Raw genomic sequence first — 13,908 nt, 5'->3', positions numbered from 1 at the left:
CGTGAATGTCCCGATCCCCGTGCCGATGGCCTTCCACAGCTTCGGCGGCTGGAAGCGCAGCCTGTTCGGCGACCACCATGCGCACGGCCCGGAATCGGTGCGTTTCTACACGAAACAGAAGGCTGTCACGCAGCGCTGGCCAGCCTCGACGGCGGCGGGGGCCGAGTTTGCCATGCCGACCTTGAAGTAAGGTGCGATGGCGGCGCGCAGCATCAGTGCGTCAGCGCGCCGCCACGTGGCCGTAGCAGGTTTTCAGTTTTGCATAGTCGTAGAAGACGCCGCCCGGCGCCATGCGGGCGCCGTCGCAACTGGCCTGGAAGTCCGTTTCCTTTTCGTTGTACAGCAGGCGTACGATCAGTTGTCCTGCGCTGTTGCGGTACACATCCCACTGCATGTTGGCCGCCAGCGGCGAGACGTTCTGGCCGCGCCATTGATTGCTTTGATAACTGTCGCTGGCCGATACCGGCAAGGGGGCCAGCGCCTGTTGCAAGCCCATGGCCGAGGCGAGCGGAATGATCATCTCGGCGTGCGTGAAACGCAGCTTGGCCGCGTGGCGCAAATCTCCCTTGGCCAGCGCATCGACTTCCTTGAAAAAATCGTCGCGCAAGGCCAGTGCGAAGCGCCAGGTCACGCCGCTGCTTTCCGTGGTGGCCGGCCCTTTCTGGTAAAAATCCTCGTGGTCGGCGATATAAGCGTAGTAGCGCGCATCCTCGGCGGGCATGTAGCGGCCGAAATCGGCCGGCATTTCATGGCGCATGCCGGCAGCGATCGCGTACAGCTCATACAGTTTCGTCGCGGCCGCATGCAAGCTGCGGATGACCGTCTTGCCGCTGCCCGTCATGGTGCGCGTGAGCTGGCCGTCCGCGCTGGTGAAAGTGTAGCTGCCCGTATCCGCAAAACTGGCGCCGCTGCGCTCAAGCTGGTCGAGGAAGGCGGGTGCAAACAGCCGTTCGAGCACGTGGCGCGCATGCGCGGCCGCTTCCGGTTTTCTGGCCGGGGCATCCATCAGGGCGTGCAGCTGCTTGGTTCTTTCATAGTACTGGTAGGCCTGGCTGGCGGCATAGGTGGCGTAATGCGGGTTGGCCCGATCGGCGACAAAATCCGTCTGCGGCGCCAGCTTGTGCGCATACAGCAGGAAGCGGTTCACGCCATCGGACTGCACCACTGCCTTGCGTCCCTGCGGATACGGCGCCGGTGCGGGCGGCAGGTATAACAAGGGCGCCAGCGCGGGCGCGTGCTCCAGCAGCGACTGCGTAAAAAAGCGCGCACTGTCGCGCGCGCGGTCCACGCCGGAATGGATGGTGACGAGCTGGCGCGGCGCCGTCGCGGCGTCTTGCCCCACTTGCGCGAACAGGGTGGGCAGGCGCGCCAGCATGCGCACGGCCAGTTGCCGGTGTTCCTCGATGCCCGTCTGCGACAGATTGCCGTAGCCGGGCCGCTCGATGCCGGCCACGCCGTAACCGAGCAAGGCGTTCGCCTGCATCAGGGCCAGGATGTCGGGTCCCAGTTCGCGCCCCAAAGGCGTGAGCGCATCCTGCGCGGCGGCCTGCCGCCACATCGCATACAGGGCTGCGTCGCTCTTCATGCCGGTCAATCCGCGCGCACCGTGGCGCGCCACCAGTTGTGTGTAGATGGGCTGGAAACCGGCCGGTGGCGCGGCATAGGTGGCCGGGTCCTGCTGCGGCGCATACGGCGCCTTGGTCTGGTAATGGCCTTCCGCGGCCTGGGCGGGAGCGGCGCAGATGGTGAGGGCCAGCAGCATGCTGGACAAGGGGAGCGGTGGGGGCATGGCTATCCGTAAGTGACGTGATTGGTTCTTACGTGCAAGCCTAGCAGCAAACGTCCAACAGGCGGGCACGGCTGCCCGCCTGCATTCGTACTTACTGCGCCACGTGGTCGTAGCACGTCTTCAGCTTCGCATACACATAGAAATGGCTGCCGGCGGCAAAGCGGGCGCCATCGCAGGCGGCCTGGAAGTCCGTTTCCTTTTCGTTGTACAGCATTTTCACGAGCACATTGCCGCCGGCGTCGCGGTACACATCCCACTGCATGTTGGCCGCCATCGGCGCCACGTACAGGCCGCGCCAGCTGCTGTTGTCATAGCTGTAGGTCTGCGCCGCCGGCAGCGCGCCGACGACGTTCTTCAGGCCCATGGCCGTGGCCAGCGGAATGATGGCTTCCGCATGCGTGAAGCGCAGTTTGGCGCCGTGCGACAGGTCGCCGCGCGCGATGGCGTCCACTTCCGTGAAGAAGTCGTCGCGCAGCGCGCGCACGTAGTTCCAGGTGATGCCGGCGCTTTCCGTGGTGCCGGGGCCCTTGTTGTAAAAATCCTGGTAATCCTGCACGAATGCCTGGTACTTGGCCGCGTCCGACGGCATGTATTGCACGAAATCGGCTTTCACTTCGTTCGTCATGCCGGCCATGATGGCGTACAGGTTGTACAGCACCGAGGCGGCATCTGCCAGGCCCTTGATGGTGGTGCCGCCGTCGCCCGTGACGGTGTTGGTGAACTTGCCGTCGTCGCTGGTAAAACTGTAGGTACCCGTGTTGGCGAAGCGGTAAGTGCCGTTGTCGATCTTGTCGACGAAGGCCTTGGTGAACAAGCGTTCCAGTACTTCGCGGCCCAGGGTACGCGCCGTGGCATCCGTGTCGATGGCCGTGTATTTGGCCAGGAAGCCGGGGCTTTCCAGGTAGGCCTGATAGGCCTGGCTATCCTGGTAAGTCTGGTAATGGCGGTCGAGGGTGCCGGTGACCAGATCCGTCTTCGGCACCAGCTTGTGCGCATACAGCAGGAAGCGGTTGGTGCCATCGGGCTGCGCCACGGGCTTGCCGGCCGGGTAGCCGGTCGGGGCGGGCGGCAGGGTAATCAGCGGCGCGACGTTTGGTGCCGTGGCGGCCAGCGACTGCGCAAAGTACGCGGCGCTGTCCTTGGCGCGGTCCACGCCGGAACTGACGGTGACGATCTGGCGCGGTGCGCTGGCGGCATTGTTACCCAGTTGCGTGAACAGGGCAGGCAGGCGCGTCAGCATGCGCACGGCCAACTGCTTGTGTTCATTGATGCCCGTCTGCGACAGGTTGCCGTAGCCGGGCGCCGTGATGCCGTCCACGCCGTAGCCGAGCAGCGCGTTGGCCTTCATCAGTTTCAGGATGTCGGCGCCCAGCTTTTGCCCCAGCGGCGTGAGCGCATCGTCGGCTGCAGCCCGTTGCCAGACGTTGTAGAAGGCGGCGTCATACTTCATGCTCGACAGGCCGCGCGAACCGTGGCGCGCCACCAGTTCGGTGAACACGGGCGCGTAGCCGGCTGGCGCGGCCTCGTAGGTAGCGGCGTCCTGCTGCGGCGTGTAGGGCGCCTTGGTCTGGTAGTAGGTGGCGGGGGCGGCCGGCGTCACGGGCGGCGTTACCGGGGGCGTGACGGGGACGGGCGGCGTATCGTCGCCGCCGCCACAGGCGGCCAGGGAAAGCATCAGGAGGGACAGGGGAAGATGGCGTGCGTGCAGCATGGCGTTTCCTTCAGGTGTGGTTAGCCCAGGCGCGCCGCGCAGACGGCGCACCCGGGGCAGACAGGCAAGGGAATGGGTATTACAGCTTGAGGGCTTTGGCCAGGCTGTTGGCGCGCGCATCGCGCTCGCTCAAGGGCGCCAGGCCATGGCGCTCCTCGATGAATTTCAGGATCGACACGGTTTCATACTCGGTATGGTCGATATGCCCGCCTTCGCTGAAGGGCGAGATGACCAGCGCGGGGATGCGCGTGGCCGGGCCGAAGCGGTCGCCTTTCGGTGGCGCCACGTGGTCCCAGAAACCGCCGTTTTCATCGGTGGTGACGATGATGACGGTGTCCTTCCATTGCGGGCCTTCCATGATGGCGCTGATGATGGCCACGCCCTCGTCGTCGCCGGCCGCCACGCTCGATTTATCCATCCCCGGATGCATGTTCTTCTTGCCCATGGGCTTGTAGAACGAGACGGGCGGCAGCTTGCCTGCCTGGACGTCGGCGAGCATGTCGGAGCGGTCCTTCAGGTGCGTGGCGCGCTGCTGCGGGCTGTCGATGAAGCGCTTGAAGTAGGTGAACGGCTGGTGGTGATACGAGAAATCGTCGGCCTTCTTGCCTGACTTGGTCGAGGCGACGGCGATGTCGTAGCCGTCCGCATAATAGACCCAGGAGATGCCCTTGTCCGTCAGGCGGTCGCCGATGGTGGGCATGGTTTGCGGCGGCAGGAACGTCTGTTTTTTTGTCGGGTCGAACAGCAGCGGGCCCTGCATGGTGTTGACGGCGTAGCCGTCCTGCGTCACTTCCGCTTCCTCGCCCTTCTTGTGGCCCGTGCCGCGCTCATCCTGGGCGACGATGGACTTGGGCGCATTCGGGAACACGGGCGTGCAGGCGCAGGTCAGCCACATGTGGTTGAGGAAGGAGCCGCCGTAGGCGGACTGGAAGAAGCGGTCGGCCAAGGTGTAGCGTTGCGCCAGCGCCCACAGTTTGAGCTTGCTGCCGTCGAAATAGCCCATGGGCAGGGCACCCGTATTGCCCTCGACGACGAAGCGGTCATTCTTGCCGTCGTTGATCTGGCGCTTGTGCGTCCAGAACGCGTGGACGGGACTGGCTGTCTTGTCGCCCAGCGAGACGCTCGGCTCCATGCGGAAGGGCGCGTTGGCGATGTCGGCCTTGAAGCGCTGGTCCAGGCCGCCCTTGTCGAGTGCCACGGCGGGCAGCATGGCATAGGGCTTGCCATCGGGGGCGGTCTGCGTGGTGGTGTCGGGCGCGTGGCCATTGGCGATGCCGTCGGCACCGGGGAAGGTGCCGAACAGGTGGTCGAAGCTGCGGTTTTCCATGTACACGACGACGATCTGGCCGATCTTCGCCAGCTTCGGATCGGCGGCGACTGCGGCGGCCATATTGTGCTGCGTGTCGGCGGGAGTGGTGCAGGCCGCCAGACCGATGGCCCCGGCGCCGAACAGGGCGATTCTTAGAACGTGGTTCAACATAACAGTCTCCTTGATGGCGCCTCCATGGACGGGGCGCTTTTTTTGTGGTGTGGCCAGAACTGGCCTGTTTGAAGAAATTGCACACGTGTGCAGCATGCGTGTGCAAACAGTAACCCGGATTTTTTTTGATGTCAACAAGTACAGGCGAGGGATGAAAAAGTGTGGAAAACGGGGAACGGCCGGCCGTGGCGGGCGGGCAGACGGCGTTGCGCCATCTGTCGCATTGAATGGCTTAGCGTGTCGTGCCGCGCCGCACCAGGGTGACGGGCACTTCCTTCAGGCGGCCCGGCATGGCAAATTTTTCCATGCGCTCGACCAGGCTCTTGACGGCGCGGCGCGCCAGTTCGCCCGCGTCCTGGCGGATGGTGGTCAGCTGGTAGGCGTCCAGCGCGGCCATGGGAATGTCGTCGAAGCCGATCACCTGCAGTTGCGCGGGCACGTCGATGCCATACTTGCTGCGCGCCGCGTCGATGAAGCCGCAGGCGATCAGGTCGGTGGCGCAAAAGACGCCGTCAGGCAGTTTGCCCGAGGAGAGCAGGGCGTCGGCCGCTTCCTGGCCCGCCTGGTAGCCGATGGCGTCGGCCAGGTATTCGCCGGCCGTGCAGCGTTTCTTCGCCACGGCCGGCGCCAGGTGGTCGAGGAAGGCCTGGCCGCGCGCGATGCCGCTGAAACTGCTGGCGCGCGTGTTGATGAAGGTCAGCCGTTTGGCGCCGCTGTCGAGCAGGGTGCTGGCCGCCAGTTCGCCGCCGTGGCGGTTGTCGCTATTGACCACGTCCACGCCTTTCAGGTCGCGCGCGCGGTTGATCATGGCCACCGGCACTTGCCGCTGCAGGTATTCCGTGGCGACGGCGGATGGCGGCGAGCCGGACGTCATGATGACGCCGGAAATCTTGTAGCTGAGGAGGATGCGCAGCAATTCGCTGAGGCGCTCGGGGTCTTCCGCATTCATCAGCAGCGGCACCAGCGCATGTTCGCTCAGGCTGCGCGTGACTTCGCCCAGCAGGGCCACGCGGAACGGGTCCGTGAAGCCCGTGATGACGACGCCCACCAGGTTGCTTTGTCCCTGGTTCATGCTGCGCGCCAGGATGTTGACCTGGTAGCCCAGCGATTGTGCGGCTTCCATCACGCGGGCCCGCGTTTCGGGCGCCACGCTGGCGCCGGGCGTGAACGTGCGCGAGACGGCGGAGCGGGAGACGCCGGCCCGTTTGGCGACGTCCACCGAAGTGACCCAAGACTTGTCTTTTTGTTCCATTGACGGTGTAGATGAATGAGAGGCCGATGCACGATGCGGTGCGGCGCAATGCCGCGCCATCATCTTAGCCGAAAATCCCGGCCGCGGCGCAAACTGAATGCCAGTCCCGCGCCATGGCCAGCGTGCCGGTGCTCAGCCTCTCGATCGTCTTACCACTTCGGCGTGTACTTCAGGGTGAACTGCACGTTGCGCGGGTCGCCATAGTAGTTATTCGACCCGGTGGTGTTGTAGGCCGGGATGATGTAGCGCTTGTCGAAGACGTTGTTGATATTGAGCGACAGGGCCACTTGCGGCGTGGCTTGCCAGGCCATGCGTGCATTCCAGATCGAGACGCCGGCAACCTTGAAGGTGCTATTGGTATCGAGCGTATGGCTTTGCGTGTTGACGCCGGCGCCCACGCTGAATTTGTCCCAGGCGCCGGGCAGCGTGTAGCTGGACCACACGCGCAGCATGTGCTTGGGCGTCCAGGTGGAAAAGACCTTGCCCTGCTCGTCCGGGTCGTTCAGATAGGTCGTCGTCGTATAGGCGTAGCCGGCCGACAGCTGCAAGCCGCGCGCCACTTCGCCCGACACTTCCGCTTCCAGGCCCTGGCTGCGCACCTTGCCCGAGGCGCGCGAGCAGTACCCGTTGGGGCACACCATGCCCGCAGCATAGTCGGTGACGGCACGGTTCTTGTGGTCGTAGCGGAACACGGCCAGCGAGGTGTTGACCTTGCCATCCATCAGCTCCCCCTTGATGCCCGCCTCGTAGTTGCTGCCCGTGATGGGCTTGAGGACCTTGTCTTGCGCATCGCGGATACTTTGCGGCGTGAAGATGTCGGCATAGCTGGCGTAGGCCGACCATTGCGGATCGAGCGCGTAGATCAGGCCTACCGATGGCGTGAACTTGGCGGTGGCGTTGAGCTGTTCTTCAGGACCTTTGGGCGTCGCATACACGAAGTCGTACCAGCTGAAGCGTCCACCCAGCACGGCTTTCAGCTTGCTGGTCAGCTGGCCGTTCCAGCTGCCATACAGGCCTTTCTGGCGTATTTCATAGGTGCTGACGGGACGCACGCCCTTCGGGCGCGCGGCGATGCTGTCGAGGTCTTGCCATGGGCGGTTGTGCCTGATGTTGAAGACGTCCGCACCGGATTCCCAGACGCGGGCGTAGACGTCGTCCGACGCCATCGTGACATAGCTGGCGCCGACGAGGACTTCTTGCGCGATGCCCAGGCCGTCGAATTTACCGCGCACGTAGGTATCGATGCCGCGCTTGCGGTTGTCGAAATCCATGCCAAAGTCGGCATAGCTCGCGCCGCTGCCGTCGGGATTGATGGGCAAGGCCACGCGCTGGTGCACGGAGCCGGTGTTTTCCTTCATGTTCACGGCGGATGCCTTCAGGCTCCACTGGCTGTTGAAATGGTGTTCCAGATCGAGATACACGTTGGTTTGTTTGGCTTCGCTGCGGTTCCAGTCGGCGCCCGTGAAGGTGGAGCGGGGCAGGTTCAGCGCGCTGCCGTCCGCGTAGCGGGGCAGGCCGATAAAGGTGGGACGGCCGTGGTCGTTGACGTTGCTGATGGCCAGGCCCAGGGTGGTGGCCGGTCCCAGGTCGTAGTCGAGCGCCGCGTACAGGGTGCGGTTCTGGCTCCACACCTGGTCGACGAAGGAATGGGTATCGTCTTCATCGACGATGGCGCGTCCGCGCAGGCTGCCGTCCGCATTCAGGGGCATGCTGACGTCGAGCTGGGCGCCGTAATGGTCCCACGAGCCGGCGCGCGCCGTCATGCTGACACTGCGCTCGGCGGTCGGGCGCTTGCGCACCAGGCTGACGGAGCCTCCGGGACTGCCCGTGCCGACCAGCATGCCCGCGGCGCCGCGCAGCACTTCCAGGCGGTCGTAGATGACCATGTTTTCCTGGCCCCAGTTGCCCAGCGCATAGGTATTGCGGTCGATGGGTACGCCATCGTACTGCCATTGGTCGATCTGGAAGCCGCGCGCCGTGATCACCACGCCCGGCCCCACGCCATGCACGCCCACCACGCCGGTGACGTTGTTGACGGCTTCGCGCAAGTCCGTGATGCCCTGGTCGTCCAGGCGCTGGCGCGTCAGCACGCTCACGGATTGGGGGATGTCCTTCATCGATTGCTCGCCCTTGCCGATGGTGAGCTTGCGCGCTGTGTAGGAGCCGCTGCCTTCCGTGGTGGCGCCTTGCTCGGCCTGGCCAACGATGGTAATCGAGGGCATGGTGCGTTCGGCCGCTGAAGCCGCGCCGATCGCCGCCGTGGGCGGGGACGCCGGCGCGGCCACCAGCACATAGCCGGTCGGCGTCTTGCCGATGGCGTAGCCGCTGCCGCGCAGCAGGACGGCGAAACCGTCATCGATGGCGTAGCTGCCTTGCAAGCCTGCACTGGTCAAGCCCTGCACCCGGGATGCATCGACGACGATGGACACGCCTGCCTGCTGCGCATAGCGGTTCAGGGCGCCGGCCAGCGGGCCGGCGGGGATGGCGTAGCTGGCGACAGCCGGGGCAGCCCGGGCGACTGCCTGGGCGTGCAGGCCGGCGCTTGCCAGCAGCATGGCCGCCAGGGCGAGCGGACGCAGGCGCGTGCGCAGGGTGTTCGGGGAGGAAACGGCAACGACTTGAGCGTACATGGTGACAGCCTTTTTTGAATGATCTCAGCTGCCTTGACGCACGAGATGCGCAAAGTGGAACCGCGAACGCACAATTTCTTATTTATTTTTTGCGGAGCCGCTGGCGGGGACATCAACCATCACCAGGTAGCGCGTCAGCATGCGGATGCGCAGTTGCGGGAAATTGTCGATCAACAGCTGCAGCGCCTTGTCCGTGTCGTCCAGCGGCAGCACGGCGGCCACGCGGATGCCGGCGATCTGCGCGCGGTCGTAATGCAGCTGGCCCGGGCGGTGGCGCGCCAGCTCGTCGAGCACCTCGGCCAGCGGCAGGTCGTCGACCACCAGTTGGTACGCGCGCCACGCTTCCTGCACGCTGGCTGCATCGATGGCCGTGATCGGCCCCACGCCATCGTCCGTGATGCGCGTGCGCTGGCCCGCCTGCACCACGACGGCCGGATGTTGCGGCACTTGCGCCAGCACCTTGGACTCCAGCATGCTCAAGATGGTGGCGCCGTCTTCCCTGCGCACGCTGAAACGCGTGCCCAGGGCGCGGATCGCCGCCTGCCGGCTGTCGATGATGAAGGGGCGCTGCGCATCCTTCGCCACGTCGACGAGAATATCGCCCTGCACCAGTTCCACATGTCGTTCGCCCGCATTGAAATGCACGTTGACGGCGCTGTTGCCGGCCAGGGTGAGCTGGCTGCCATCGGCCAGGGTGTGCGTGGACCATTGTCCCGTGGGGCTGCGCAGGTCGGCCAGCAGGTAGGCGGGGCGTTCGCTGAAGGCCAGCGCCCCGGTCAGCGTCAGCACGGCCACGGCGCTGGCCGCGGCCAGCTGGCGCAGACGCTGGCGGGGCTTGGGTGCGATGGCGGCCAGGGCGGCGCGCGCGGGGCGATGGTCGCCGCCGGCCGGCTCGCGCACGGCGTTCAACTGACGCAGCAGGTTTTCCATGCCAGCGGCCGCCGTCGCGTGCAGCGGATCGGCGGCCTTCCATGCTGCGAAGCCGGCCTGCGCGGAGTCGCGCTCGGCCGGGTCGTCGGCGCTCAGGCGCACGATCCACCGTGCGGCCTGTTCGGCGGCGATATCCGTGCGGGGGCTATTCATGCCGCCAGGGCCGGGCAGGCGTGGCGGCAGGCCAGCAAGGCTTGCACCAGGTATTTTTGCACCATGCGCGTGGAGACGTTCAGTTGTGCTGCGACAGCGGCCTGCGGCTGCTCTTCCAGGTAGTGCAGCAAAAAGGCGTCGCGCGCCTTGGCGGACAAGCCGGCCAGCGCCGTGGCGATCTGCTCGAGCGCCTGCACGGCCATCAGGACTTCATCCGGCGAGGGTGCGCCGGGCAGGCTGTCGGCCAGCAGGGCCAGTTCCGCCAGGTAGCTGCGCTCGAGTATCTGGCGGCGCGCGCGGTCGAGCAGCAAGCGCTTTGCCGTCGTCGACAGGTAGGCGCGCGGCTCGCGCATGCCGAACAGCGCGTCGCGCGAGGCGATGATGCGCACAAATGTATCTTGCGCCACGTCGGCCGCACCATGCGGGCAGCTGAGTTTTTTGCGCAGCCAGCCGACCAGCCAGCCGTGATGCTCGCTGTAGAGCGACTGCACTTGCTGTTGCAGGCTGGGCTGGATGGCGGACATGGGCGACGAATAATATAAATGAGAATTATTCTCATTGTAATCGCCAGCGGCGGATTGCCACAATCCCCGATTGCATGTGGATGGGGCTGGTGTTGCGTACAGGCCGCACGCGAGGCGGCGCCGGAAATGAAAAAACCCGCCGCTGCACGGGGCAGGGACGGGTTCTTCAATACTGCAAATTCTTGGTGGTGATAGGTGGACTTGAACCACCGACCCCAGCATTATGAATGCTGTGCTCTAACCAACTGAGCTATATCACCAAACAGACCGGTCAAACCGGATGCTCGTTTTGACCAGGGGAAACCTGATCGATGTTCTTTGGTGGTGATAGGTGGACTTGAACCACCGACCCCAGCATTATGAATGCTGTGCTCTAACCAACTGAGCTATATCACCCAACAGCCGAGCATTATCCAGTCTTCCCTTTTTCTTGTCAATGCCGGCGCAAAAAAATGTGCGTTTTTTTCACGCGCCGGCGCTGGCGTGATTATTTTTGTAACGCCGTCAGCAAGGGCTGGATTTGCGCCAGCATGGCCGCGGCCGGATCGGGCCCCAGGCAATCGATGACGAGGCGTTCCGGCATGGAGCGTAACCAGGTCAGCTGACGCTTGGCCAGCTGGCGCGTGGCGATGATGCCCGTCTCGCGCAAGGCGGCGCGGTCGATGCGGCCGTCCAGGTAATCCCAGGCCTGGCGGTAGCCCACGCAGCGCATCGAGGGCAAGCCCGGATGCAGGTCGCCGCGGCGGCGCAGCTGCTCCACTTCATCGAGCAGGGCGTCGTTTTTCAGCATGAGGTCGAAGCGCGTGGCGATACGCGCGTGCAGCACGGCGCGGTCCGACGGTTCCAGCGCGAACGATTGCAATTGAAATGGCAGCACGGTTTTTTCGCGGCGGTCCAGCAGGGCCGACATGGGCTGGCCGGACAGCGCGATGATTTCCAGCGCGCGGCCGATGCGCTGCGCGTCCTGCGGCGCCAGGCGCGCGGCCGTGACGGGGTCTTGCTGCGCCAGGCGCGCATGCATGGCGGGCCAGCCGATGGCGGCCGCGTCCTCTTCCAGCTGGGCGCGCAAGGCAGGATCGGCGCCGGGCAAGTCGTCGAGGCCATCGGCCAGGCCCTTGAAGTACAACATGGTGCCGCCGACGAGCAGCGGCAGCTTGCCGCGCGCCGTGATCTCGGCCACCAGGCGCAGGGTATCGTTGCGGAACTGCGCCACGGAGTACGCGTCGAGCGGGTCGATGATGTCGATCAAATGATGCGGTACCTGGGCCAGTTCTTCCTTCGATGGCTTGGCCGTGCCGATATCCATGCCCCGGTAGACGAGGGCGGAATCGACGGAGATGATCTCGGACGGGATGGCTTGCGCGATGGCCAGCGCACTGGCCGTCTTGCCGCTGGCCGTGGGGCCCATGATGGCGACGGCCAGGGGGAGGTGTGGGGTGTTTTTCATGATACTTTTTGATGTACTTGCGATGGGAACCCCAAGGCAAAGGCTGGGGTCAGACCCGGCGGGTCTGACCCCGAAATTTTATTGCCCGCGCAGGAACAGTTTATCGAGCGCGTTGATCTCGACCTGCACCCACGTGGGCCGGCCATGGTTGCACTGGTCCGCGCGTTCCGTGCTTTCCATCTGGCGCAGCAGGGCATTCATTTCCTGTACCGATAAAATCCGGTTGGCGCGCACGGCCGTGTGGCAGGCCAGGGTGCCCAGCAATTCGTTCTGGCGCTCGATCAGCACGCGCGAGCCGCCGTATTCGCGCACGTCGCGCAGTACGTCGCGCGCCAGCGTTTGCGCGTCTGCGTTTTTCAGCAGGGTCGGCACGGAACGCACGGCCAGGGTGGTGGGCGACAGGGCGGCGATGTCGAAGCCCAGCGCCTTCAAGGTGTCCTGGTTTTCATTCGCCGTCGATACTTCGATGGCGTCCGCATAAAACGTCACGGGGATCAGCAAGGATTGCACCTGCATGTCCTGGCCGGACACCTGCGCCTGCAGCGCGTTTTTCAGCTGTTCGTACAGGATGCGCTCATGCGCCGCGTGCATGTCGACCAGCACCAGGCCCTTGGTATTTTGCGCCAATATATAAATGCCGTGCAGCTGGGCCAGGGCAAAGCCCAGCGGATATTCTTCGCGCGCCATCGCTTCAGGCGAGGCGATGTAGGGCTCCGCCTGCGTGATGGGAGAACTGGCAGCGCCGCCGCCGAACAAGGCGCCATACGACGCTGTGTCTTGCGCCACGCCTGGTGCGTCGGCAAAGAAGGGGCGGGCCGCGCCGGGCGAGGCGAGCGCGAAGGTATTCGTAAATTGCGCGCCGAACGACGTTTGCGTCTGTTCGCGGCGCCAGATGCCAGGTCCACCCAAACCCGCGCCCGCGGTATCACCGCCGAGGCTGGAGGCGGCCGGCAGGGGCGCCGGCACGCTGCCGAAGGCCGTGGCCGACGTTTGCGCCAGCGCGCGCTGCACCGCGTGGAAAACGAATTGGTGCACGGAGCGGCTGTCGCGGAAACGCACTTCGATCTTCGACGGGTGCACGTTGACGTCGACCAGCGCCGGGTCGAGGTCGAGCGCCAGCACGTAGGAGGGAAAACGGTCGCCATGCAGCACGTCCTGGTAGGCCATGCGCACGGCGTGCACCAGCAGCTTGTCGCGCACGAAGCGCCCGTTGACATAAAAGAACTGGCCGTCGGCGCGCGCCTTGGACGCCGTCGGCAAGCCGGCAAAGCCGTGGATGCGCAAGGTGCCGGCCGATTCGTCCAGCGCCAGGCGGGCCTCGGCGAAGTCATTACCCAGGATGTGGGCGCTGCGCTTGGCCAGTTCGCTGATATTCCACTGGTCGATGGTGCGGCCATTGTGCGACAGCGAGAACGATACGTCCGGCCGCGCCAGGGCAATGCGGCGCACGACTTCGGCGCAGTGGCCATACTCCGTCTGTTCCGATTTGAGGAATTTGCGCCGCGCGGGCGTGTTGAAATAAAGGTCTTGCACGTCGACCGTGGTGCCGTGCGCGCCTGACGACGGCGAGACGCTGCCATTGTGCGAGCCGACGATTTCCCACGCGTGGGCCGCGTCGGCCGTGCGCGACGTCACGGTGACGGCGGCGACCGAGGCGATCGAGGCCAGCGCTTCGCCGCGAAAGCCCAGCGTGCCCACGTTTTCCAGGTCGTGCAGGGACGCGATCTTCGACGTGGCGTGGCGCGCCAGGGCCAGCGGCAGCTGATCTTTATCGATGCCGCGCCCGTTATCGGTAATGGCGATGCGTTTCACGCCCCCTTCTTCCAGCCGCACCGTGATCTGCGTGGCGCCCGAGTCGAGCGCGTTTTCCAGCAGCTCTTTGACGACGGCGGATGGCCGTTCGACCACCTCGCCGGCGGCGATTTGCGAAATCAACTGGTCAGGCAGGGCCTGGATCGGGCGGTGGGGCGTGATGGGAGCGTTCATCCCCTG

9 protein-coding genes, 2 tRNA genes and 1 pseudogene are annotated in these 13,908 nt (G+C 65.1%); 1 reads left to right on the top strand and 11 read right to left on the bottom strand.

Translation table 11 applies throughout. The features are described from left to right. Window positions 1-190 (top strand): annotated as a pseudogene (locus OX460_RS13020) (methylmalonate-semialdehyde dehydrogenase (CoA acylating)); the annotation flags it as partial. Window positions 191-220: 30 nt separating this feature from the next. Here OX460_RS13020 and OX460_RS13015 read toward each other — a convergent pair. The 11 genes from OX460_RS13015 to mutL form a co-directional block, all read right to left on the bottom strand. Continuing rightward, complete coding sequence (locus OX460_RS13015) at window positions 221-1,789, bottom strand: histidine-type phosphatase (RefSeq protein ID WP_289898885.1); 1,569 nt, start codon at window positions 1,787-1,789, stop codon at window positions 221-223. 91 nt (window positions 1,790-1,880) lie between these two features. Next, window positions 1,881-3,500, bottom strand: a complete 1,620-nt coding sequence (locus tag OX460_RS13010) for a histidine-type phosphatase (protein WP_289898884.1) — start codon at window positions 3,498-3,500, stop codon at window positions 1,881-1,883. 79 nt (window positions 3,501-3,579) lie between these two features. Next, window positions 3,580-4,980 (bottom strand): alkaline phosphatase family protein, encoded by a 1,401-nt coding sequence (locus OX460_RS13005; RefSeq protein WP_289898883.1) that lies wholly within the window; start codon window positions 4,978-4,980, stop codon window positions 3,580-3,582. Window positions 4,981-5,212: 232 nt separating this feature from the next. Continuing rightward, on the bottom strand, window positions 5,213-6,199 hold the full coding sequence (locus OX460_RS13000) for a LacI family DNA-binding transcriptional regulator (protein WP_289898882.1): 987 nt from the start codon (window positions 6,197-6,199) through the stop codon (window positions 5,213-5,215). Window positions 6,200-6,381: 182 nt separating this feature from the next. Beyond that, window positions 6,382-8,862, bottom strand: coding sequence for a TonB-dependent receptor (locus OX460_RS12995; RefSeq protein ID WP_289898881.1), 2,481 nt, complete (start codon window positions 8,860-8,862; stop codon window positions 6,382-6,384). 78 nt (window positions 8,863-8,940) lie between these two features. After that, a complete protein-coding gene (locus OX460_RS12990) occupies window positions 8,941-9,945 on the bottom strand; it encodes a FecR domain-containing protein (RefSeq protein ID WP_289898880.1) in 1,005 nt (334 codons plus the stop codon). Beyond that, the gene (locus OX460_RS12985; RefSeq protein ID WP_251351776.1) at window positions 9,942-10,469 is read right to left on the bottom strand and encodes a sigma-70 family RNA polymerase sigma factor; all 528 of its coding nucleotides are present in this window, start codon (window positions 10,467-10,469) and stop codon (window positions 9,942-9,944) included. Before OX460_RS12985 ends, OX460_RS12990 begins: the two co-directional genes overlap by 4 nt. A gap of 183 nt (window positions 10,470-10,652) precedes the next feature. Continuing rightward, window positions 10,653-10,729: transfer RNA gene (locus OX460_RS12980), tRNA-Met, on the bottom strand. Window positions 10,730-10,788: 59 nt separating this feature from the next. Then, a tRNA-Met gene (locus tag OX460_RS12975) sits at window positions 10,789-10,865 on the bottom strand. Window positions 10,866-10,956: 91 nt separating this feature from the next. Beyond that, window positions 10,957-11,916: a tRNA (adenosine(37)-N6)-dimethylallyltransferase MiaA gene (gene miaA / locus OX460_RS12970; protein ID WP_289898879.1), complete on the bottom strand. Its 960-nt coding sequence runs from the start codon at window positions 11,914-11,916 to the stop codon at window positions 10,957-10,959. A gap of 78 nt (window positions 11,917-11,994) precedes the next feature. After that, window positions 11,995-13,902: a DNA mismatch repair endonuclease MutL gene (mutL, locus tag OX460_RS12965; protein WP_289898878.1), complete on the bottom strand. Its 1,908-nt coding sequence runs from the start codon at window positions 13,900-13,902 to the stop codon at window positions 11,995-11,997. Window positions 13,903-13,908 lie beyond the last annotated feature (6 nt).

The organism is Janthinobacterium sp. SUN033 (assembly GCF_030397595.1).
Classification (GTDB): Bacteria; Pseudomonadota; Gammaproteobacteria; order Burkholderiales; family Burkholderiaceae_D; genus Janthinobacterium; species Janthinobacterium kumbetense.
The sequence above is the reverse complement of the archived record's forward strand: the minus strand, read 5'-3'. Positions and strand labels throughout refer to the sequence as shown.

Bases quoted from the DNA above. Each gene is read 5' to 3' on its own strand.
- OX460_RS13015 (WP_289898885.1), bottom strand. From the start codon at position 1,789: ATGCCCCCACCGCTCCCCTTGTCCAGCATGCTGCTGGCCCTCACCATC.
- OX460_RS13010 (WP_289898884.1), bottom strand. From the start codon at position 3,500: ATGCTGCACGCACGCCATCTTCCCCTGTCCCTCCTGATGCTTTCCCTG.
- OX460_RS13005 (WP_289898883.1), bottom strand. From the start codon at position 4,980: ATGTTGAACCACGTTCTAAGAATCGCCCTGTTCGGCGCCGGGGCCATC.
- OX460_RS12995 (WP_289898881.1), bottom strand. From the start codon at position 8,862: ATGTACGCTCAAGTCGTTGCCGTTTCCTCCCCGAACACCCTGCGCACG.
- OX460_RS12990 (WP_289898880.1), bottom strand. From the start codon at position 9,945: ATGAATAGCCCCCGCACGGATATCGCCGCCGAACAGGCCGCACGGTGG.
- OX460_RS12985 (WP_251351776.1), bottom strand. From the start codon at position 10,469: ATGTCCGCCATCCAGCCCAGCCTGCAACAGCAAGTGCAGTCGCTCTAC.
- miaA (WP_289898879.1), bottom strand. From the start codon at position 11,916: ATGAAAAACACCCCACACCTCCCCCTGGCCGTCGCCATCATGGGCCCC.
- mutL (WP_289898878.1), bottom strand. From the start codon at position 13,902: ATGAACGCTCCCATCACGCCCCACCGCCCGATCCAGGCCCTGCCTGAC.